Raw genomic sequence first — 20,554 nt, forward strand, 5'->3', positions numbered from 1 at the left:
GCGCCGGGCTCGACTCCGTCGCCGTACGCCTGGGCGCCGGGGCTTTCCACGTCGAGAGGAAAAGCCCCGTGCCCGTGTCCGAGACCCGCACCTCCGAGGTCCACACCGCCCGACTGCTGCCCGGTGGTCCCGTCGCCGAGGCGGTCTTAGCCGAGGTCACCGCCCGGGTCACCGCGCTGCGCCGGGCCGGTGTCGTGCCGAGCCTGGCGACGATCCTGGTCGGCGACGACTCTGCCAGCGCCGGCTACATCCGGATGAAGCAGCGGCGCGCCACCGACCTCGGCTTCGCGTCGCCGCACACCCACCTGCCCGGCACCGCCGGCCAGGCCGACCTGGTCCGGGCGATCCGTGAGTTCAACGAGGACCCACAGGTGCACGCCATCCTGGTGCAGCACCCCATTGCCCACCTGGACTACCCGGCGGCGATCCTCGCGATCGACCCGGCCAAGGACGTCGACGGGCTGCACCCGGAGAGCCTGGGCCGGCTCGCCGCCGGGCTGCCCGGCCCGGTGCCGTGCACCCCGGCCGGGATCGAGGCGCTGCTCGCCTTCCACCAGATTCCGGTCGCCGGCCGTGACGTGGTGATCCTCGGCCGCGGTACGACCCTGGGCCGCCCGCTGTCGCTGCTGCTCGGCCAGAAGCGACCCACCGCCGACGCGGCGGTGACCGTGCTGCACTCCGGGGTACCCGACTGGGCGCGGCACACCCGGCGGGCCGACATCGTGGTCGCCGCGGTGGGCGTACCCGGAATCGTGCGGCCGGAGCACCTGCGGCCCGGCGCGGTCGCGATCGGCGGCGGGGTCCGCTACCAGGGACGGCGGCTGCTGCCCGACCTCGACGAGTCGTGCGCGTCGGTCGCCGGGGCGATCACGCCCCGGGTCGGCGGGGTCGGCCCGACCACCGTGGCGATGCTGTTCCGCAACGCCGTCGAACTGGCCGAGCGGCAGTCCACCGCTGCGACGGGTGACCCGGAACACCTCGACCGATAGGTTCGCGGTGCAGCGAATCGACGGCGGCCGGCGTTTAGGAGCCCGGAGGAGGACCCTGTGGCCCACGGTGCGTTCAGCGACGCCGAGGAGTTCGCTCGAGCGCGGCTGGACGCTTTGCGGCGGTTCGCGTACCTGATCAGCGGCAGCGCGGCCGAGGCGGACGACCTGGCCCAGATCGCGGTGGTCGAGGTCTGGCAGCGGTGGCCGAAGGCCGGCCAGAACCCCGAGGCGTACGCCCGGCAGGTGATCGTGACCCGCAACGTGAGCCGGTGGCGGCGGCGGCGCCGGGAGGTGCTGACCGACGACGTCGAGCACCGGCCGGACGATCCGGCCGCGACCGCGGTGGGCAACGGCGCGCTGTGGCAGGCGTTGCAGCAGCTCGGCAAGGCGGAACGGACGGTCGTGGTGCTGCACGTGCTGTACCGGTACACGTTCAGCGAAATCGCCGGGATCTGCGACGAGCCTCCGGGCACGGTTTCCAGCCGGTACGCGAGAGCCAAGCGTGCGCTGCGGGCACACCTGGCCCCCGCACAGTCGACGATTCGGAGCGGACGTGGTTGACGAGGAAGGTCCGGTGGACGACCGGCTCGCCCAGGAGCTGGCCGCCACCCTGACCCAGGCACGGGACGCCCTGCCTGCGGCCGCTCCCGGGGCGGTCGCCGCGATCCGCCGGCGCTACCGGCGGAAACGGCGGCAGCGGGCCGGGCTGGCCAGCCTGGCGGTGGCGGTCCTGGTGCTGGCGGTGACCCTGACCGGGGCGGAACTGACCCGGGGAGTCCCGTCGGTGCCACCGGTCGGCGAGGGGGCGCGGGGGACGATCCGGGTCTGGGCGATCACCCAGCCGGGCGCCGAGCCCGCGCTGCGGAAGCTGGTGAACCGGTACAACCGGAGCGCCGAGGTCGACGTGGATCTCAGCACCTTCGGCAACGAGGAGTACAAGGAGAAGCTGCGGGAGGTCGGCTCGCCGGAGGGCCCGGACGTCTTCGCCAGTTGGGGTGGCGCGCACCTGACCGGGCTGGCCCGGGACGGGCTGCTCGCCGACCTGACCCCGCTGCGGGACGAGCCCCGGATCGCCGGCCGGTTCCTGCCCAGCGCGCTCGCCGGCGGCGTGGTGGACGGCCGGCAGTACGGCATCCCGATGAGCGGCACCCACCCGGTGGTGCTCTTCTACCACAAGGGCGTCTTCGCCGACGCCGGCGTGCGGCCGCCGCGCAGCTACGCCGAGCTGCTCTCCCTGGTGGAGACGTTCAAGGCCCGGAGGATCACCCCGATCGCCCTGGGCGGCGCCCACGGGTGGACCGAGCTGATGTGGGTGATGTATCTGGCCGAGCGGATCGGCGGCCCGGGCACCACCGCCGACATCGTCGCCGGCCGCCCCGGTGCCTGGTCGAAGCCGGCGGTGGTGCAGGCGCTGCGGGAGGCGCAGGCACTCGCCGCGCGGGGCGCCTTCGGTACCGACTTCGCCTCGACCGGCTACGACGACGGCGCCGCCTCCGGAGAGCTGGCCAGTGGCCGGGCCGCCATGCAGTTGATGGGGACCTGGGAATATCCGACCCAGCTCGCCCGGAACCCGGACTTCGTGGCCGATGGCGACCTCGGCTTCGTGCCGTTTCCGGCGGTCTCCGGCGGGGCCGGGGACCCGGCCGACCTGGTCGGGGTGCCGACCCACTACTTCTCGATGGTGGCCGGCGGCCGGTATCGGGAGGCGGCGCTGGAGTTCGTCCGGGCGGTCGCGTCGGACGACTACCTGGACGACCTGGTCGCCGACGGCGAGGTGCCGCCGGTGAGCGACGCGGCCGACCGGCTGCGTGGTACGCAGCACGGCGGGTTCGGCACCTCGGTGCACGAACTGGTCACCCGTGCCCCGTCGTACGCGTTGGCCTGGGACCAGGCGTTGGCGCCGGCGGCTGCCACGGCACTCCTCGACAACCTGCGCCGGCTGTTCGAGGCGGAACTCACTCCGGAGCAGTTCGCGGCGGCGATGTCGGAGGCCGGCTGAGCACGGCCTCCGATCTACATAGCATCTCCGGCGACTCCCGGGAAGAACGATCCGGCCACCGCAAAGTGTCGGATCTCTGACAGTTGATCCGGCAGCAAACCCGGGTCCGGCTCGCGTTCCGGTAGGGATCGACGCGCATCCGTCCCCCGCGCGCCGGCCCCGCCGGTTCCGGCCGGCGGCTGATGTCGAACCACACCCTGGAGGCCTTGTCTCGATGAGAAAACTTCGGATAGCCCTGGTCGGCGTCCTCGCGGCCGGCGCGCTCTACACGGTCGGGCCGTCGACCGCCACCGCGGCCCCGACCCAGGCGCCGCTCGGTGTCGCGCAGGCCAAGGGCGGCTCCGCCGCACACGTACCCGGCGGGACGGCCACGGACCTTCCGCTACGGGCACTGGCCAGGAAGCACGGCCTCGGCATCGGTACCGCGATCGACATGAACGCGCTGGAGACCGATGCCCCGTACCGGGAGCGGGCGGCCCGGGAGTTCTCCGCGGTGACCGCCGAGAACGTGATGAAGTGGGCGGAGCTGGAGCCGACCCGGGGCCAGTACAACTGGGGCCCGGCCGACAAGCTGGTCGAGTTCGCCCGGCGCAACGGGCAGAAGGTGCACGGCCACACCCTGCTCTGGCACAGCCAGGCCCCGGCCTGGCTGACCGAGGGCGTCGCCGACGGCTCGATCGACTCCGCCGAGCTGCGCGACATCGTGCGCAACCACGTCACCACGGTGGTGAAGCACTTCCGGGGCAAGGTACGGGCCTGGGACGTGGTCAACGAGGCGTTCACCGACGGCGACGCCCCGGTGCTCCGGGACACCATCTTCCGCCAGCACCTCGGCCCGGACTACATCGCCGACGCGCTGCGCTGGGCGCACGCGGCCGACCCGCGGGCCAAGCTCTTCCTCAACGACTACGCGATCGACAACGTCAACCCGAAGAGCACCGCCTACTACGAGCTGGCCAAGCAGCTCCGCAAGCAGCGGGTACCGCTGCACGGCATGGGCTTCCAGGGTCACCTCGACCTCCAGTACCCGCTGCCGATCGACGCCCCGCAGAACCTGGCACGCTTCGACAAGCTCGGCCTGGAGACCGCGTTCACCGAGGTCGACGTGCGGTTCTTCCTGCCGGTCGACACCTACAAGGAGGCCGGGCAGGTGGGTAGCTTCAACACCCTGCTGACCGCCTGCCTGCTCACCCCGCGCTGTGTGATGTTCACCGTGTGGGGCTTCACCGACAAGTACTCCTGGGTGCCCGGCTTCTTCGACGGCCAGGGCTCGGCCACCCCTCTTGACGAGAACCTCCAGCCGAAGGCCGCCTACCGGGGCCTCCAGCAGGTACTCGCCGTCGCCTCCGATCCGAACAGCAGGCGCGGCTTCTAGGAGGTCGGTCGGGAACGGGTCCGGCCCGTGCCCGTTCCCGGCCACCTCGCCACCAGCCACCCCACCACCACCCGGTCTCCGGCCGGTCCGGCCCCACAGCCGGACCGGCCGGAGCCGAGCAGGGCCGTGGAGACGAGCTGGCGGAGCGCGACGACGATCGCGGCGCCGGCGAGATCGGTCCAGTTTTCCAGGGTGGCCAGCCGGACCAGACTGGCCGCCACCAGCAGGTCGAGCAGCACCCGCAGCGCCGTACGCCACGAGCCGGTGGTCAGCAGGGTCACCGCCGCCACCGCCAGGGCGAGCGCGGTGAGCAGGGTGCCGAGTCCCCTCACCGCCGCCCCGTCCCGGCCGCCCCGGCCCGGTCCGGCGGGGCACCGCCGTCCGGGGTGCCGAGCTGGCGCTGCTCCTGCCGGATCTCCCGGCCGAGGAAGTAGTTCAGCGCCGTCCGGATGGTGGCGATCGCGGCCAGCCGGCCGAGCTGGCCGAAGGTCGGCGAGACCGCGGTACGCAGGATGTCGGCGGCGAGCTGGAACTCCAGCCCCAGGGTGAGGAACCGGCCCAGCGACAGCCGGATCGGGGTGAACACGGCGGCCGAGCGGTGCCGGATCCCCGCTACCATGAACCGGCCGGCGCTCCAGACCGCGCCGACGAAGATCACTGCCGCCCCGACCGCCTCCACGATGGTGACCAGCACCTGGACGACGCGGGCCAGCAGTTCCTCGGGCACTCCGGGGCACCCCTACTGGTGGGACCAGCGGGTGTCCGGCCGGGGCACCTGCTCACCGTCGACGAACAGGTCGACCTTCTCGTTGAAGAACGCCACCATCCCGGCGATCGGCTGTATCAGGTGGGTGGGGAAGTCGTACGCCCAGGCCACGTCGTTGTGGGTGGTGTCGCCGACCCGGACCGACCAGTAGTTGCTGGTCCGGCCCTTGTACGGGCAGGCGGTCTCCGTCCCGGTGGGAATCAGCCGGCCGAGGTCCACCTCGGCCCGGTTCAGGTAGTACCGGGTGGGCACGCCGGTCTCGAAGACCAGCACCGGCGAGCCCGTCTCGGCCAGCACCTCGCCGTCGATCTCGACCCGGACCCGCCGGGTCGACCGCAGCGCGTCCACCCGGGCGTACGGGTCACGCGGGTGCACGAAGACCTCCTCGTCCTCTTCGAACCAGGTGTCCAGGGTGTCCCACTCGAAGCGCACCATGTCGGCCAGCCCTTCGACCGACTTCTCGGTGTGTACCCGGACGCAGCCCGAGTGGTAGGTGTCGCCCACCCGGATGCCGTACTGCCGGGCCGTACCGACGCTGTACTGCTGCACGTCGTGCTCGTCGACCAGCAGGTCCTGGCGGACGTCCCGGATCGGGATGTAGTAGTGCGGGTAGTGCTGCGCCTCCCAGACGTACCGGGCGTCGTTGGTGTCGAAGACCCACTCGCCGTTGAGCAGGCCACGGATCCGCCGGGCGCAGGGCTCGACGTGGTCGACCGGTACGATCGCGCGTGGATAGAGGGACACGGGTTTCTCCTCCGCGATTCGAGGTCTGGTCAGGCCCCCTGACCCTGGTTCTGCATCAGGCCACCGTCCACGAAGTACGTCGAGCCGGTGACGTAGTCGGCGTCGGAGCTGGCCAGGAAGACCGCCACCCGACCGATCTCGACCGGCTCCGCGGCCCGCTTGAACGGGATGCTCTGCACCTGCTCCTCCAGGTACTTCGGGTCGTCGATGGCCCGCTGGTTGAACGGGGTGAGCACCATGCCCGGCCCGATGTTGTTGACGTTGATCCCCATCGGCGCCAGTTCCAGCGCCATGCTCTTGGCGAGGTTGAGCAGCGCGCCCTTGCTGGTGTCGTAGTCCGAGCCGCCGGCCCGGGCCACCTCCTGGTGGATCGAGGTGATGTTGATGATCTTGCCCTTGCCGCCCTGGTCCCGGCGGTGCCGGGCGAACCGCCGCGAGCAGAAGAAGGCGCCGTAGACGTTGATCCGGATGGCCCGGTCCCAGGTCTCGGTGTCCAGGTCGATCACCGGGATGCCCGAGGCGTCCACCCCGGCGTCGTTGATCAGCACGTTCAGCTCGCCGAACTCGGCCAGCGCGGTGTCGAACATCGCCTCCACCTGGTCCTCTTCGCTGATGTCGCCGCGCACCACCACGGCCCGCCGGCCGGCCTGCTCCACCTGCTGCCGGGTGTGCTGTGCGCCGTCGTGGTCGTGCAGGTAGTGCACCACCACGTCGGCGCCCTCCTTGGCGAACTCGATCGCGCTGGCCTGACCGATCCCGGAATCCGAACCGGTGATCAGCGCCGTCGTTCCTTCGAGCCGTCCAGTCATCAACTTCCTCCCCCTGTCGGCACCGCCTCGTCCGAGGCGGTGGTGAGTTCCCAGGCCGCGCCGATCAGTCCGATGTGCGAGAACGCCTGCGGAAAGTTCCCGAGCTGCTCCCCGGTGTGCGGGTCGACCTGCTCGGCGAGCAGCCCGAGGTCGTTGGCGACGCCCGCCACGTTCTCGAACATCGCCGCCGCCCGGTCCCGTTCGCCGGCCAGCACCAGACACTGCACCAGCCAGAAGGAGCAGAGCGTGAACGCCGCCGGGTCGCCCGCCCAGCGCCGGACCAGGCCACCCCGGGAGAGCCGCTCCTCGATCAGCCGGATGGTGGCCCGCATCCGCTCGTCGGTGGCGGGCAGGAAACCGGCGACCGGCATGAGCAGCACGCTGGCGTCGAGCTGGTCCGAGCCGAAGGCACCGGTGTAGGCACCGACCTCCGCATTCCAGCCCTCCCTAAGTACCGTCTCCCGGATCTCGTCCCGGGCCGCCGCCCAGCGGGCCAGGTCGTCGGGGTCGCCCAACCGGTCGCCGAACCGCACCGCCCGGTCCAGCGCCACCCAGCAGCCCACCTTGGACGACACGTAGTGCCGGGCGGCATCCCGGGCCTCCCACATCCCGGCGTCCGGCTCCCGCCACCTGGTCACCGTCTGGTCGGCGAGGCTGCGCAGCAGGTCGCGGACCTCCGCACGCATCGGGTCGAGGTAGTCCCGCAGCCGCCAGGCCGCGTCCAGCACCTCGCCCGGCACGTCGAGCTGGTGCTGCCGCCACGCCTCGTTGCCGACCCAGACCGGTGAGCTGTCGGCGTAGCCGCGCAGCGTCTCGATCCGGCGCTCGGTCAGGTCCCGCTCCCCCTCCACGCCGAACATGATCGGCGCCGGCTCCCCGCCGATCCGGCCGACCGCCGAGGCGACCCAGCCGAAGAGCCGGTTCGCCTCCGTCGGGCAGGCCGCGACCCAGAGCGCCCGCAGCGTCAGGCTGAAGTCGCGCAGCCAGGCGTACCGGTAGTCGTAGTTGCGGTCACCGCCGAGTTCCTCCGGCAGCGAGGTGGTGGCGGCGGCCACCACCGCGCCGCTCGGCACGTAGGTGAGCCCCTGCAACACCAGGGCGTTGCGCCGGACCAGGTCCGGATAGCGGCCCTGGTAGTCGTGGTGTGCCGCCCAGGACCGCCAGCCCTCGACCGTGTCGCCGAACGCGTCCGTCTCGTCCACCGGGTGCGGCGCCATCTCGTGGAAGGTCGGCCGGTAGGCGAGGACGAAGGTGTCCCGCTGCCCGGCACCGACGGTGAACCGGGCCGTCGCCTCGGCTCCCTGCACGGTCAGCGGCATCGGGGCGGTCAGCGCCAACGTCGTCGGTCCGGAGGTCGCGGTCAGCTCGCCGTCCCGCCACACCAGGTACGCGGTCCGCCGGCCGTACTCGAACCGGGGGCAGTAGGACAGCTCCATCGGGACGGTCCCGGAGAGGCCCTCCACCACGCGGACCAGTACGCCTGGGGACCGACGGCCGATATCGTGCCCCCGGGCACCGGATTCCAGCAGCAGACCGTCGGTCAGCGACACCTCGCCGTGCTCGGTCCGGAACACCGTACGCAGCACCAGCGTGTCGGGCAGGTAGTTCCGGCGGACCTCGAAGCGCTCGGCCGGCCGGATCCACCAGTGCCCACCGGTGACGTCCAGCAGCCGGCAGAAGACCGAGGGCGCGTCGAACCGCTCCGGGCACCACCAGTTGACCGAGCCGGAGCGGTCGACCAGCGCGGCGCTACGCCCGTCGGCCAGCAGCCCGTACTCGGCGATTCCTCCGGCCCCCACGCAGCGGGCTACCCCCGGGCGGCGGCTCTAATCCCGCAGGTCAGCCGGGGCGGGCGGGGTACCCACGGCTTGACAACAGGAACTTAGGTCAGGCTAACCTACTACACCGGGCGCACCGATCGCCCGCACCGACCGACAGACCCGCTCTGCGCAGCGGTCACCAAGGAGCACCACGACATGCCGCACCCCCGTCAGTTCACCCGCCGCAACCTGCTCGGCGCAGCCGGCGCGCTCGGCCTCACCGCCCTGCTCGGCGCCTGCGGCCAGGACGACGCCCCCGGTACGGACACCGGCACCGGGGGCGGGTGGAGCTTCACCGACGACCGGGGCCAGACCGCGTCCGCCGCGAGCCGGCCGAACCGGGTCGTCGCGTTCGTCGGCACCGCCGCCGCGCTGTACGACTTCGGCGTCACCGAAGCGCTCGTCGGGGTGTTCGGCCCGACGAAGCGCGGCGACGGCAGCCCGGACGTGCAGGCCGGCGAACTGCCGGTGGCCGGGCTGACCGTCATCGGCAACACCTGGGGCGAGTTCAACATCGAGGCGTACGCCTCGGTCAAGCCCGAACTGCTGGTCACGCACGAGTACGAGAAGAACTCGCTCTGGTACGTACCGGACGAGAGCAAGGACAAGATCGTCCCGTTGGCTCCCACCGTGGCCCTGGTCGCCTCGCGGGCCCCGCTGGACAGGGTGATCAGCCGGCACGCCGACCTCGCCGCCGCGCTCGGCGCCGACCTGAACGCGTCGAAGGTCACCGAGGCCAAGGCCCGGTTCGAGGCCGCCGCCGCCAGCATCCGGGCGGCGGTCGCGGCCAACCCGGGAATCCGGGTGCTCGCCTGCTCCGCCGCCGAGGAGCTCTTCTACGCCTCCAACCCGGGCGTCAACTCCGACATCCTCTACTACAAGTCCCTCGGCGTGGACGTCGTGGTGCCGGGCAAGCTCGACGACGGCGGCTACTTCGAAAGCCTGAGCTGGGAGAACGCCGACAGGTACCCGGCCGACCTGCTGCTGCTGGACAACCGCAGCTCCACCCTCCAGCCCAAGGACCTGACCGGCAAGCCCACCTGGCAGCAGCTCCCGGCGGTGAAGGCCAACCAGATCGTCGGCTGGAACAGCGAGCCCCGGTTCTCGTACGCCGGCAGTGCCGCCGCCCTGGAGACGCTGGCCACCGCGCTCCGCTCCGCCCGCAAGGTGGCCTGACGAGCGGATTCGGCGGGCCGGGTCAGCCGCCGAACGCCGACAACCCGGTAAGCCGGGCTGGGTCAGCCAGCGAATGCGGACAGCCCGGTGAGCCGCTGCCCGATCACCAACTGATGGATCTCCGAGGTGCCCTCGTAGGTCAGCACGCTCTCCAGGTTGTTGGCGTGCCGGAGCACCGGATATTCCCCGCTGATGCCGTTCGCGCCAAGGATGGTCCGGCACTGCCGGGCGATGGCGATCGCCTCCCGGACGTTGTTCAGCTTGCCGACGCTGACCTGCTCCGGCCGGAGCCGGCCGGCGTCGGCCAGCCGGCCCAGGTGCAGCGCCAGCAGATAGCCCTTCTGCAACTCGACCGCCATGTCGGCCAGCTTGGCCTGGGTGAGCTGGAAGCCGGCGATCGGCCGGCCGAACTGCTCCCGGCTGGTGGCGTAGTCGATCGCGGCGTGCAGGCAGTCCCGGGCGGCGCCGAGCGCACCCCAGACGATGCCGTACCGCGCCTCGGTCAGGCAGCTCAGCGGGGCCCGCAGCCCGGCCGCGGCCGGCAGTTGGGCGTCGGCCGGCAACCGTACCTCGTCGAGCACGATCTCCCCGGTCGAGGAGGCGCGCAGCGACATCTTGTGCCGGATCTCCCGCGCCGTCACCCCGGGCGTCTGCATGGGTACGACGAAGCCCCGCACCCCCTCGTCGGTACGCGCCCAGACGACGGCGAGATCGGCGACCGGCGCATTGGTGATCCACATCTTGCCGCCGGTCAGCACCCAGTCGGAGCCGTCCCGGCGGGCCCGGGTCGTCATCGAGGCGGGGTCGGAGCCGTGGTCCGGCTCGGTCAGCCCGAAGCAGCCGATCAGCTCGCCGGCCGCCATCCGCGGCAGCCAGTGCTGCTTCTGCTCCTCGGATCCGTACCGCCAGATGGCGTACATGGCCAGCGATCCCTGCACGGACACCAGGGACCGTACTCCGGAGTCGCCGGCCTCCAGTTCCAGGCAGGCCAGCCCGTACGCGACGGCCGAGGCGCCGGCGCAGCCGTACCCGGTCAGGTGCATGCCGAGCAGGCCGACCTTGCCGCACTCGACGGCCAGGTCCCGCACCGGGGCCTGGCCGGTCTCGTACCAGCCGGCGACGTGCGGGCGTACCCGGGTCGCCACGAGCTGGCCCACCACGGACCGGATCTGCCGGTCCTCCTCGGTCAGCGAACCGTCCAGGTCGAGCAGGTCGAGCGGGGGTGTCCCGCCCCGGCTGGGAGCCTCGGTCATGACCGCCACCCTAACGGCCGGCCAGCGGGCGTCCTCGGGGTCAGGAGGCCGGCAGCACCAGGACCCGGGCGTGGATCTGGTTGCGCTGCTGGAGCGCGGCGCGCAGTGCGCGGTGCAGTCCGTCCTCCAGATAGAGACCGCCGCCCCACTGCACGACGTGCGGGAAGAGGTCGCCGTAGAAGGTGGAGTCCTCGGCGAGCAGCTTGTCCAGCGCGAGTTCCCGCTTGGTCGTGATGAGCTGGTCGAGGCGCAGCGGGCGTGGCGGGATCTCTGCCCACTGCTTCAACGTGAGCCCGTGGTCCGGGTAGGGACGCCCGTCCCGAACCGCTTTGAAGATCACGACGGCACGCTCCTCCCCATGGCCGTGCTGGCCCGACCCCTTGCTGCTACTCCGGCGGCCCGCCACCTGCGCGAGCCGCACCGTACCGATGACGCCCGTCAGCCTAGCGACCTCCGACGAGCTCTTGGTTTGTCCACGGATGTCAGTTTCGTTACTACCTCCGGTGCCATCCTGACCCGCGTGGTCAGCATGTCAGCCCCACCGTCCTCGGTGCACCACCTGCTCCACCGGCCGGCGACCACGTCGCAACGACGGCGATCGATAATCCGGCGCCGGATAGCCGATGCTGAGCGCGCCGATCGGGGTGAGGCGCTCCGGCACGCCGAACGCCGCCCGGAACGGGCCGATCCGCTCCGGCGGAATGCCGAAGAAGCAGGCGCCGAGCCCGGAGTCCACCGCGGTCAGCAGCATCAGCAGCGCGGCGAAGCCGGTGTCGACGTACCAGTACGGCACCGGCCAGCGGGCCTCGTCGCGGTCCGTCCACCCCTTGTCCGGCTCGGCGTACCGGTCGAGGTAGGCGGAGCGGTCCGCCAGCGGTACGACGATCAGCGGTGCCCGCCGCATCCCGGTCAGCCACCGGCTCTGCCCCTCGGCGGCCGGGTCGCGCCGGGCGCCCTCCGGGGTGGTCGCCGTCCAGAACAGCTCGCGGTCCGCCGGCTCGGTCAGCACCAGGAACGCCCAGCCCTGGGAGAACCCGGCCGACGGGGCCCGGACGGCGTGCTCCAGCAGCCGGTCCACCAACTCCGGCGGTACCGGCCGATCCGGGTCGTAGTTGCGCACCATCCGCCGCCGCCGGACGACCGTCGAGAACTCCATCGCGCGCCCCTCCACGCTCTCGCCCAGGCGTCAGGCGCCGGGCCGGATGCCCCAGCTACCCTGCCAGGTCTGTCCCGGTTCGAGGACGATCACGTCCCGGCCGGAGCGGAACGCGTCCGGCGGGCAGGTCATCGGCTCGACCGCCACCGACCGCCGGTAGCGGTCGCCGAGCAGGGTGTCCCCGGTGAAGACCTGCCACCAGCCGAACGACGGGTCGGCCCAGATGCTCACCGCCGCCTCCGGATCCGGGCCGGAGAGCGTGACGCTGGAACCCCAGTCGTGGGTCAGCGCCGGGTCGAGGTCGCCGAAGGCCAGGTCGAGGACGGCCGGGCCGATCCGGCGCGGCTCGGTGAAGTCGTACTCCCCGCCGGTCACCTTGGCCGCGCCGATCGGCAGCAGCCGGCCGTCCAGCAGCAGTCGGCTGCGCCCCGGTACCCGCAGCCGCAGGTCGTCCACGGCGACCCCGGGCAGCCGCAGGTAGGGGTGCACGGAGAAGCCGAACGGGCAGGGCGCCCCGCCGACGTTGGTCGCCTCGTGGCGTACTCGCAGCCCGTCGGCGCCGACCTGCCACTGTGCGCGCAGCGACAGCGGCCACGGGTAGCCGACCTGGGCCGGCATCTCGCAGGCCACCACCACCGCGTCCGGGCGCTGCTCGACCAGCCGCCACGGCAGCCAGTTGACCAGGCCGTGGATCGCGGTGTGCCGCTGCGGCTCGGTCAGCGGAAGCTGCAACTCCTGCCCGGCGAAGGTGTACTGGCCGTCGCGGATCCGGTTCGGCCACGGGGCGAGCACCTGACCCGCGCTGCCGGCCGGCAGTTCGTCCTCCGGGTATCCGTCGAGGTAGTCGACGCCGTTCGCCCGGTACGCCCGCAGCCCACCACCGACCTCGACCACCACGGCCTCCTGGCCGGCGGCCGAAATGGTCCACTGTGCACCGGAGAGCGGCCGGGCCGCCTTGACGTTGTCCATGCCGGGACGATAGCCGTTACCCGGCGGCGGCGCCCGGCTGGCCGGACACCGCGCCGCTGCCCGAGCCGGAGCCGGCGGCCGCACCGGCCGGCCCGGAAGCGGCGGACCCGGGACCGGCGGGTGAGCCCGGCTCGGCATCGTCGTCGCCCGGCTGCGGCGCCCGGTACCGCACCAGCGCCGGGAAGAAGATCCCCAGCAGCAGCGCGAGGATGGCCGCGGCCACCCCGCCGCCGACCCAGGCGAAGCCGACCCCGAAGGCGGCGGCGGTGGTTCCGGCGCGCAGGTCACCCAGCCGGGGGCCACCCGCGACCACCGTGATGTTCACGCCCTGCAACCGGCCGCGCAGCCGGTCCGGGGCATAGACCTGCAACATCGACTGCCGGAAGACCGCGCTGACCAGGTCGGCCGCTCCGGCCACCGCGAGCAGCAGGACGGCCAGCCAGAGCTGCCGGGCCAGCCCGGCGACGGCGATCGCCAGCCCCCAGCCGACCACCGCACAGACCAGGGCCAGCCCCTGCCGGCGTACCCGGCTGATCCAGCCCGAGGTGAGCCCGCCGAGCACCGACCCGATCGCGATCGCGCTGAACAGCCAGCCGACCGCCGAACCGCCGCCGAACCGCTCCTGCGCCACCTCGGGGAAGAGCGCCCGGGGCATCGCCAGCACCATCGCGATGATGTCGACGGCGAAGGAGAGCAGCAGCACCGGGGTGGTGGCCAGGTAACGGAACCCGTCCACCACGCTGGCCAGGCCGGCCCGCCGGGGCGGTCCGCCGTCGTCCAGCGGCGGTATCGGGGGGAGCCGGTAGGTGGCCCAGAGCGAGACGGTGAAGAGCACCGCGTCCACCCCGTACGCCACCGGCAGCACCGCCTCGACCGGTCCGGCCGAGAAGACCAGGCCGGCGGCGAGCGGACCGAGTACCCCACCGGCGGTGGAGGTGGTGTAGCCGAGCGTGTTCGCGGCCGGCACCAGCGAGGTGGGTACCAGCCGGGCGATGATCGCCTGTCGGGCCGGCGAGCTGATCGCGAACGCGGTCGTCTGCACCGCGACCAGCACCAGCAGCAGAACCGGGCTGCCGACCCGGAACAGCGCCTGGAGCAGCAGCCCTCCGGTGGAGATCCACATCAGTACCGAGCTGGCCAGCAGCAGTTTGCGCCGGTCCACCGCGTCGGCGACGGCACCGCCCCAGAGGCCGAAGACCAGCAACGGGACGAATCCGGCGATGCCCAGCAGGCCGACCCAGAACGACTTCTCGGTCAGCGCGAACATCTCCACCGGTACCGCGACCGCGGTGAGCTGGAAGCCGAACATCGAGACGCCGTTGCCGATCCAGAGCCGCCGGTACGCCGGCACCCGCAGCGGACGTACGTCCATCGCCCAGCGGGCGAACCGGCCCCCGGACTGCGCCTTCCCGACGGCGGCCGGCTCGGCGGTCTCGCCCGGCCCCGGTGCGGGGGAGTCGACGGCCGTCCCGCCGTCCGGCGCCGGGTCGCCGCCGACCCGGTCGGCGTCGGGGTCAACGCCGGTCAAGGCGCCAGCCGCTCGATGATCCAATCATCCGCACCGGTCAGACGGTAGCGCAGTCGATCGTGCAGCCTGCTGGCCCGTCCCTGCCAGAACTCCACCGTCGCCGGCACCACCCGCAGGCCGCCCCAGTGTGGCGGTGCCGGCACCGGTACGCCGTCGGGAAACCGCTGTGCGGCGGCCCGGAACCGGTCATCCAGCGCGGCCCGGTCGGACAGCACCTCCGACTGCGGGCTCGCCCAGGCCCCGAGCTGCGACCCGCGCGGCCGGGCGGCGAAGTACGCCTCCGTCTCGGCCCGGTCGACCGGCCCGATCGTGCCGCAGATCACCACCTGGCGCTGGATCGGATACCACGGCAGCAGCAGGCTGGCGTACGGGTTGACCCGCGCCTCGGTGCCCTTGCGCGACCCGTAGTTGGTGTAGAACACCAGCCCGCGCTCGTCGTACCCCTTCAGCAGGACGGTCCGGGTGCTGGGCCGGCCCTGCGCGTCGGCGGTGGCCACCACCATCGCGTTCGGCTCGGGGAGCCCGGCCGCGACCGCGTCGAGGAACCAGCGGTGGAACTGTGTCCACCAGTCGGGCGCCAGGTCCGCCTCGGCGAGCCCGTCGGCCGACCTGTATTCCCGGCGCAGCTCGGCCGGCGGTGTGTCCCGCATCACGTCACATCCCTGTTCGTCGATCGAAAGCGGAGGACCGGCGCCGACCCGGCCGAGCCGGCGGGCGATCCCGGGGCCGGCCCGTCCTTGCCGCGTCGTGTCGCGCGTAGCACAACCGTGACCTCTCGCAAAGTTAGTTACCCAGCAGGCAAGATGGCACGAATACATCGCTGAGTTCGCCAAGGGTTCGCGCCGGGTACCGCCGGGTGGGCCCTGAATGCACGGACGACCCATCCAGGAGCGCGCATGTCCGACTTCAAACCGGGGCTGGAAGGCGTGATCGCCTTCGAGACCGCCATCGCCGAGCCTGACAAGGAAGGAGGGGCGCTGCGCTATCGCGGGGTCGACATCGAGGACCTGATCGGTCAGGTCTCCTTCGGCAACGTCTGGGCCCTGCTCGTGGACGGCCGGTTCGGTCCCGGCCTGCCCCCGGCCGAACCGTTCCCGGTGCCGGTGCACTCCGGCGACATCCGGGTCGACGTGCAGTCCGCGGTGGCGATGCTGGCGCCGTACTGGGGACTTTCGCAGTTCCTCGACATCTCCGACGAGCAGGCCCGGGAGGACCTGGCCCGGGTCTCGGTGACCGCGCTCTCCTTCGTCGCCCAGTCGGCGCGCGGGCTCGGCCTGCCGGCCGTACCGCAGAAGGAGATCGACAAGGCGGAGACCATCGTCGAGCGGTTCATGAAGCGCTGGCGGGGCGAACCCGACCCACGGCACGTCAAGGCCGTCGACGCCTACTTCATCTCCGCCGCCGAGCACGGTCTGAACGCCTCCACCTTCACCGCCCGGATCGTCGCCTCGACCGGTGCGGACGCCGCCGCCTGCATCTCGTCGGGCATCGGCGCCCTCTCCGGCCCGCTGCACGGCGGCGCACCGTCCCGGGTACTGCACATGATCGAGGCGGTGGAGCGCAGTGGCGACGCCGAGGGGTACGTCAAGGGCGTACTCGACCGGGGCGAGCGGCTGATGGGCTTCGGCCACCGGATCTACCGGGCCGAGGACCCGCGCGCCCGGGTGCTGCGGCGTACTGCCAAGGAGCTGGGCGCGCCCCGCTTCGAGATCGCCGAGGCGCTGGAGAAGGCCGCCCTGGAGGAGCTGCACAACCGCAAGCCGGACCGGGTACTCGCCACCAACGTCGAGTTCTGGTCGGCCGTGGTGCTCGACTTCGCCGAGGTACCGGCGCACATGTTCACCTCGATGTTCACCTGTGCCCGGATGGGCGGCTGGAGCGCGCACATCCTGGAGCAGAAGAAGCTGAAGCGGCTGGTCCGGCCGGCCGCCCGGTACACCGGCCCCGGGCAGCGCCTGCCCACCGAGGTGGAGGGCTGGGACGCCGTCCCGCACGACGCCTGAGCTGCGCGAAGGGCCCCACTCCGACCGCTGCCGCGGACCGGGGAGGGGTCCTTCGGCGCAGTCCGGGTCCGGCGCCGTGGCGGATGTGGGGCAGACCTCAGTCGCCGCGGTGGGATCGTCCCCCGGGCCGCGCGGCCGAGGTGCGAGGATGGGATGGCGGCAGCGTCGCCGGATCAACCGCTCGGCTCACGGGCCTCTCGGCCCACCGGAAGGACCTTCGTAACCGTGGCTGACGTATCGACCATTCGGATTCCCGACGAGATCAAACCCGCTGACGGCCGGTTCGGCTGCGGCCCCTCCAAGGTGCGTCCGGCGGCGGTCTCCGCGCTGGCCGACGTCGCCACGACGTACCTCGGCACCTCGCACCGGCAGAAGACCGTGCGCGACCAGGTCGCCCGGCTGCGCCGGGGCATCGCCGAGTTCTTCTCCCTGCCCGAGGGCTACGAGGTGGTGCTCGGCAACGGCGGCACCACCGCCTTCTGGGAGGTGGCCACCTTCGGGCTGGTGCGGGACCGGGCCCAGTTCGCCAGCTTCGGTGAGTTCGGCGCCAAGTTCGCCAAGTCGGTCAAGGATGCGCCGTTCCTCGGCGAGCCCACCGTGCGCAAGTCCGACCCGGGCACCGCGCCGTCGCTGGTCGCCGAGGCCGGCGTCGACGTCTACGCCACCCCGCACAACGAGACCTCGACCGGGGTCGCGGTGCCGATCCGCCGGGTGGCCGGTGCCGACGACGACGCGCTGCTGCTGGTCGACGCGACCTCCGGGGCGGGCGGCCTGGAGGTGAACGTCCGGGAGACCGACGTCTACTACTTCGCCCCGCAGAAGTGCTTCGGCTCCGACGGCGGGATCTTCCTCGCCCTGATGTCGCCGGCCGCGCTGGCCCGGGCGACCGAGATCAAGTCCTCGGGGCGCTACATTCCGGCCTTCCTCGACCTGGTCACGGCGATCGACAACTCGCGGCTGGAGCAGACGTACAACACCCCGGCGCTGGCGACGATCTTCCTGGCCGCCGAGCAGACCGACTGGATGAACGCGCAGGGCGGGCTGGCCTGGGCGGCCAAGCGCACCGCCGAGAGTGCCGCCATCGTGTACGGCTGGGCCGAGCGCTCCGCCGTGACGACGCCCTTCGTGACCGATCCGGCACTGCGCTCCAATGTGGTGGCCACGGTCGACTTCGCCGAGGGTGTCGACGCGACCGCGATCGCCAAGGCGCTGCGGGCGAACGGGATCGTCGACACCGAGCCGTACCGCAAGCTCGGCCGCAACCAGCTCCGGATCGCGCTCTTCCCGGCCGTCGAGCCCGCCGACGTGGAGGCGCTGACCACCTGCGTCGACTACGTGGTCGACCGGCTCTGAGTCGAACCGTCCCTCGGGTCGGGCCGGTCGGCCGGACCGCCCGACCCGAGTGATCAATTCGTGCAGCTCACCCGCGACATGCGGGCGCGCCTCTCCCCAACGGGTGACGGAGCAGCGTACCGTGTGACGAGGACGCCCGGGTGTCTGACCTGTGGCGTGGGGCCAGCGAGGCGGGACGGAGGCAACGCGATGCGGCCAGTACGCTTCGTCGCCCTCTCCGAGGACGGCCAGGCCATGGTGCTCACCGACGAGGTGGGCCGTCTTCTCGCGCTGCCGATCGACGAACGGGTCGCGACCGTCCTGCACAACGAGCCCGGCAGCGCACCACTGGCTGCGGTCGGTCCCGGCACCGAGCCGGCGCCCTCGCTGTCACCACGGGACATCCAGGCCCGGATCCGTTCCGGCGAGTCCGCCGAGGACGTGGCCCGGATCGCCGGGGTTCCGGTCGACCGGGTGCTGCGCTACGCCGGCCCGGTGCTCCAGGAGCGGGCGATGCTCGCCCAGCACGCCCGGCGGACCCGGCTGAGGAACGCGGAAAACCAGGCGCCGCTCGCCGAGATCGTCGACGGCCGGCTCTCCCAGCACGGCATCGACACCGAGAAGATCTCCTGGGACGCCTACCGGCGCGACGACGGCACCTGGCGGATCGTCGCGACCTGGCCTTCCGGCAAGGCCACCGCCCAGGCGATCTGGGATCTCGACAAGGCGCGCCAGGCGGTGACGCCGCACGACGACATGGCGCAATACCTCTGCGCCGAGCGCCCCGCGCCGCTGCTCGGCCAGGAGCCCGCGCCGGAACGCGGCGGGCACGCCCTGCCCGGTCCGTCCCGGGTGGAGCCGAGTCGTGGCGGGCACGGCCTGCCGGCGGCGGCCGGCGACCACGCCCGGCCCGGCCGGGATCCGATCCGCGCCGGCCGGGACGCGCTACTCGCCGGGCTCGACCGGCCGCTCGGCTCGACCGCCGGGCGCGGCCTCGACCCGGCCGCGTCGATGGCGTCGCCGGACGCGCCCCGGCAGCGTCCGGTCTCCGGTGGTGCGGCCGCACTGCTCGGCGGCGGCGCCGGCTCCGCGTTCGACGACGACGCCGACGCGCCGAAGGAGGTCCCGGCGGTGCCGTCGCTGGCGGTGCTCCGGCCGCGCCGCGCCGCCACCGGGCCGGGTTCCGGTGAGTCCGGTGACACCTCCGGCAAGCCGCGCAAGCGCCTGCCGAGCTGGGACGACGTCCTCTTCGGCAGCGGCCCCGCCGCCCGCGAAACCTCCTGACGCCCTCGCACGTCCACCGCTCCACGCCCCGGCGGCCAGGCGCCCACGGGGGCCGGAGCCGCTACAGTGGCCAGGTCGCCAACCGGTCGTACGTCGGCCGGGGGCCGAGATGGCTGCGTACCAGCACCAGCTCGGTCGCCGGCCAGGACGGCCCGAGATAGCCGTCGAGGGTACGCAGGTCCTCGTCGAGGCTCTCCCGGTCCAGCCGGTCACCGGGACGGGCCAGGGTGAGGTGCGGTCGCAACGGCCGGAAGTCGAACGGAAGCCTGGACCGGCGCAACTCCCGCCGGACCGTCGCGGCCAGCCGGCGCAGCCCGTCGACCTCGCCGAGCAGCCCGACCCAGAGCACCGTGAACCGCCCCCGCCCGAACCGCCCACCGCCGCCGAGCTGCAGCCGGGGCGCCGTCCGCCCGGCCCCCGGTTCGACGCGCCCGGCGGCCGCGCGCCGGCGCCGGACCGGCGGGTGCCGCCACAGCTCGACGGCCCGGGAGAGCGCCTCTTCCACTGTGTGCAGCCGGTCGTCCGGCACCTCGCCGAGGAACGCGACGGTCACGTGCAGGCTCGACCGAGCGGTCAGCCGTACGTTGATCCCCGCGTCGGCCGCCGCGCCGACCCGGAGCCGGTGCGTCTGCGCGACGATGTCGTCCAGCGCCTCCGGCGGCGGATAGACGGCCACGAAGAGTCGCATCTCAGCGCCGCTTTCGGCAGCGGGTCGCCGACCGGCGGATCAACCGCTGCCCTGGCGCGGCCCGGCGTGCGGGGACGGCAGGATCAGGCCGGCGGCCTGTAACTCGCCCTCGACGCGTACCCGCTCGATCTCCAGGTCGACGCCGTCGAGATCGCCGAGGTGCTCGGCCACGCCCAGGCAGCGGCTGGCCAGGCGCAGCCGGTCGTCGTACGCCTCCAGCACCGCGTCCTGCCAGAGCCGGGAGCGTCCGGCGATGCTCAGCCGCTGGTCGCCCAGCCGGCGCAGGTCGGCGGCGATCCGCTCGATCGCCGGGTGGTCCACCCGGTCGAACTCGGTAGGGTCGACCTCGCGGGCGAGCGCGTCCACTTCGAACGACCGGTCGAGTCGGTCTATCACTCGACGCGACCGGCGGCTGTCCCGACGGCCGGCGAACCAGCAGGCGAGCCGGTCGATCAGCTCGTCGGCGCAGATCAGCGCGGCCACGGCGACCGGCAGGCCGGCTACGGCAAGAAGGGCCAGCGGCAGCGCGAAAGCATGCACGATGGCCACGTCCTCCGACGCTAACCGGCGGCAACCCGGCCCGCCACCGGTTTTGCAATCAACGAATATTGAACCTTCGTCAACCTCCCGTGCGGTCCGCCGTTTCCGAAGCGGAGAGTCAAG

General features: G+C 72.6%; 20 protein-coding genes and 1 pseudogene. 8 read left to right on the plus strand and 13 right to left on the minus strand.

The genetic code is table 11. From position 1 onward, the window contains the following. Nucleotides 1-74 precede the first annotated feature (74 nt). From R6Y94_RS27670 to R6Y94_RS27685, 4 genes are all read left to right on the plus strand, one after another. Entirely contained in the window at nt 75-989 is a 915-nt protein-coding gene (locus R6Y94_RS27670) for a bifunctional 5,10-methylenetetrahydrofolate dehydrogenase/5,10-methenyltetrahydrofolate cyclohydrolase (RefSeq protein ID WP_318398893.1), read from the plus strand. A 57-nt stretch (nt 990-1,046) separates the two neighbouring features. Further along, nucleotides 1,047-1,550: a sigma-70 family RNA polymerase sigma factor gene (locus tag R6Y94_RS27675; protein WP_318398785.1), complete on the plus strand. Its 504-nt coding sequence runs from the start codon at nt 1,047-1,049 to the stop codon at nt 1,548-1,550. Then, the gene (locus R6Y94_RS27680) at nt 1,543-2,988 is read left to right on the plus strand and encodes an ABC transporter substrate-binding protein (protein ID WP_318398786.1); all 1,446 of its coding nucleotides are present in this window, start codon (nt 1,543-1,545) and stop codon (nt 2,986-2,988) included. The genes R6Y94_RS27675 and R6Y94_RS27680 overlap by 8 nt, the downstream gene beginning before the upstream one ends. Before the next feature lie 214 nt (nt 2,989-3,202). After that, nucleotides 3,203-4,363: an endo-1,4-beta-xylanase gene (locus tag R6Y94_RS27685; protein ID WP_318398787.1), complete on the plus strand. Its 1,161-nt coding sequence runs from the start codon at nt 3,203-3,205 to the stop codon at nt 4,361-4,363. Here R6Y94_RS27685 and R6Y94_RS27690 read toward each other — a convergent pair. From R6Y94_RS27690 to R6Y94_RS27710, 5 genes are read right to left on the minus strand one after another with little or no spacing between them, the layout of a single operon-like run. Further along, nucleotides 4,360-4,695, minus strand: coding sequence for a hypothetical protein (locus R6Y94_RS27690; protein ID WP_318398788.1), 336 nt, complete (start codon nt 4,693-4,695; stop codon nt 4,360-4,362). The two genes, R6Y94_RS27685 and R6Y94_RS27690, sit on opposite strands and share 4 nt — an antisense overlap. Continuing rightward, a complete protein-coding gene (locus R6Y94_RS27695) occupies nt 4,692-5,090 on the minus strand; it encodes a DUF1622 domain-containing protein (protein ID WP_318398789.1) in 399 nt (132 codons plus the stop codon). The genes R6Y94_RS27690 and R6Y94_RS27695 overlap by 4 nt, the downstream gene beginning before the upstream one ends. Before the next feature lie 12 nt (nt 5,091-5,102). Further along, nucleotides 5,103-5,873 carry a DUF427 domain-containing protein gene (locus R6Y94_RS27700; protein WP_318398790.1) on the minus strand — a complete coding sequence of 257 codons (771 nt, stop codon included), beginning with the start codon at nt 5,871-5,873 and terminating at the stop codon, nt 5,103-5,105. A 29-nt stretch (nt 5,874-5,902) separates the two neighbouring features. Further along, on the minus strand, nt 5,903-6,682 hold the full coding sequence (locus R6Y94_RS27705; RefSeq protein WP_318398791.1) for a glucose 1-dehydrogenase: 780 nt from the start codon (nt 6,680-6,682) through the stop codon (nt 5,903-5,905). Beyond that, on the minus strand, nt 6,682-8,481 hold the full coding sequence (locus R6Y94_RS27710; protein ID WP_318398792.1) for a glycoside hydrolase family 15 protein: 1,800 nt from the start codon (nt 8,479-8,481) through the stop codon (nt 6,682-6,684). Before R6Y94_RS27710 ends, R6Y94_RS27705 begins: the two co-directional genes overlap by 1 nt. 177 nt (nt 8,482-8,658) lie before the next feature. Between R6Y94_RS27710 and R6Y94_RS27715 the strand changes: the two genes are divergently transcribed. Then, a complete protein-coding gene (locus R6Y94_RS27715) occupies nt 8,659-9,678 on the plus strand; it encodes an ABC transporter substrate-binding protein (protein ID WP_318398793.1) in 1,020 nt (339 codons plus the stop codon). A gap of 62 nt (nt 9,679-9,740) precedes the next feature. Here R6Y94_RS27715 and R6Y94_RS27720 read toward each other — a convergent pair whose 3' ends face one another. The 6 genes and pseudogenes from R6Y94_RS27720 to pdxH all read right to left on the minus strand — a co-directional run bounded on the left by R6Y94_RS27720 (nt 9,741) and on the right by pdxH (nt 15,234). Beyond that, nucleotides 9,741-10,931 carry an acyl-CoA dehydrogenase family protein gene (locus tag R6Y94_RS27720; protein ID WP_318398794.1) on the minus strand — a complete coding sequence of 397 codons (1,191 nt, stop codon included), beginning with the start codon at nt 10,929-10,931 and terminating at the stop codon, nt 9,741-9,743. A 40-nt stretch (nt 10,932-10,971) separates the two neighbouring features. Further along, complete coding sequence (locus tag R6Y94_RS27725; RefSeq protein WP_130461735.1) at nt 10,972-11,271, minus strand: type II toxin-antitoxin system VapB family antitoxin; 300 nt, start codon at nt 11,269-11,271, stop codon at nt 10,972-10,974. 192 nt (nt 11,272-11,463) lie between these two features. Next, nucleotides 11,464-12,087 carry a nitroreductase family protein gene (locus tag R6Y94_RS27730; RefSeq protein ID WP_318398795.1) on the minus strand — a complete coding sequence of 208 codons (624 nt, stop codon included), beginning with the start codon at nt 12,085-12,087 and terminating at the stop codon, nt 11,464-11,466. Between the two features lie 30 nt (nt 12,088-12,117). Further along, the gene (locus tag R6Y94_RS27735) at nt 12,118-13,056 is read right to left on the minus strand and encodes an aldose 1-epimerase family protein (protein ID WP_318398796.1); all 939 of its coding nucleotides are present in this window, start codon (nt 13,054-13,056) and stop codon (nt 12,118-12,120) included. Nucleotides 13,057-13,192: 136 nt separating this feature from the next. Beyond that, nucleotides 13,193-14,428: pseudogene (locus tag R6Y94_RS27740) on the minus strand (MFS transporter); the annotation flags it as partial. A gap of 152 nt (nt 14,429-14,580) precedes the next feature. Then, nucleotides 14,581-15,234, minus strand: a complete 654-nt coding sequence (gene pdxH / locus R6Y94_RS27745) for a pyridoxamine 5'-phosphate oxidase (protein WP_318398797.1) — start codon at nt 15,232-15,234, stop codon at nt 14,581-14,583. Nucleotides 15,235-15,480: 246 nt separating this feature from the next. On the opposite strand from pdxH, the gene R6Y94_RS27750 reads away from it, so the two are divergent. From R6Y94_RS27750 to sepH, 3 genes are all read left to right on the plus strand, one after another. Further along, nucleotides 15,481-16,587 carry a citrate synthase 2 gene (locus R6Y94_RS27750; RefSeq protein ID WP_318398798.1) on the plus strand — a complete coding sequence of 369 codons (1,107 nt, stop codon included), beginning with the start codon at nt 15,481-15,483 and terminating at the stop codon, nt 16,585-16,587. 225 nt (nt 16,588-16,812) lie between these two features. Beyond that, nucleotides 16,813-17,940 (plus strand): phosphoserine transaminase, encoded by a 1,128-nt coding sequence (gene serC / locus R6Y94_RS27755; protein WP_318398799.1) that lies wholly within the window; start codon nt 16,813-16,815, stop codon nt 17,938-17,940. Nucleotides 17,941-18,129: 189 nt separating this feature from the next. After that, complete coding sequence (gene sepH / locus R6Y94_RS27760) at nt 18,130-19,203, plus strand: septation protein SepH (protein ID WP_318398800.1); 1,074 nt, start codon at nt 18,130-18,132, stop codon at nt 19,201-19,203. A 61-nt stretch (nt 19,204-19,264) separates the two neighbouring features. On the opposite strand, the gene R6Y94_RS27765 is transcribed toward sepH, so the two are convergent. Beyond that, nucleotides 19,265-19,891 (minus strand): 2'-5' RNA ligase family protein, encoded by a 627-nt coding sequence (locus tag R6Y94_RS27765; protein WP_318398801.1) that lies wholly within the window; start codon nt 19,889-19,891, stop codon nt 19,265-19,267. A gap of 39 nt (nt 19,892-19,930) precedes the next feature. Beyond that, the gene (locus R6Y94_RS27770) at nt 19,931-20,440 is read right to left on the minus strand and encodes a hypothetical protein (RefSeq protein WP_318398802.1); all 510 of its coding nucleotides are present in this window, start codon (nt 20,438-20,440) and stop codon (nt 19,931-19,933) included. Nucleotides 20,441-20,554: the final 114 nt, after the last annotated feature.

The organism is Plantactinospora sp. KLBMP9567, from assembly GCF_033446045.1.
GTDB lineage: Bacteria > Actinomycetota > Actinomycetes > Mycobacteriales > Micromonosporaceae > Plantactinospora.

Excerpts from the sequence above, each read along its gene's own strand:
- R6Y94_RS27685 (WP_318398787.1), top strand. The coding sequence starts at position 3,203 with ATGAGAAAACTTCGGATAGCCCTGGTCGGCGTCCTCGCGGCCGGCGCG.
- R6Y94_RS27705 (WP_318398791.1), bottom strand. The coding sequence starts at position 6,682 with ATGACTGGACGGCTCGAAGGAACGACGGCGCTGATCACCGGTTCGGAT.
- R6Y94_RS27715 (WP_318398793.1), top strand. The coding sequence starts at position 8,659 with ATGCCGCACCCCCGTCAGTTCACCCGCCGCAACCTGCTCGGCGCAGCC.
- R6Y94_RS27720 (WP_318398794.1), bottom strand. The coding sequence starts at position 10,931 with ATGACCGAGGCTCCCAGCCGGGGCGGGACACCCCCGCTCGACCTGCTC.
- R6Y94_RS27730 (WP_318398795.1), bottom strand. The coding sequence starts at position 12,087 with ATGGAGTTCTCGACGGTCGTCCGGCGGCGGCGGATGGTGCGCAACTAC.
- R6Y94_RS27735 (WP_318398796.1), bottom strand. The coding sequence starts at position 13,056 with ATGGACAACGTCAAGGCGGCCCGGCCGCTCTCCGGTGCACAGTGGACC.
- pdxH (WP_318398797.1), bottom strand. The coding sequence starts at position 15,234 with ATGCGGGACACACCGCCGGCCGAGCTGCGCCGGGAATACAGGTCGGCC.
- R6Y94_RS27750 (WP_318398798.1), top strand. The coding sequence starts at position 15,481 with ATGTCCGACTTCAAACCGGGGCTGGAAGGCGTGATCGCCTTCGAGACC.
- sepH (WP_318398800.1), top strand. The coding sequence starts at position 18,130 with ATGCGGCCAGTACGCTTCGTCGCCCTCTCCGAGGACGGCCAGGCCATG.
- R6Y94_RS27765 (WP_318398801.1), bottom strand. The coding sequence starts at position 19,891 with ATGCGACTCTTCGTGGCCGTCTATCCGCCGCCGGAGGCGCTGGACGAC.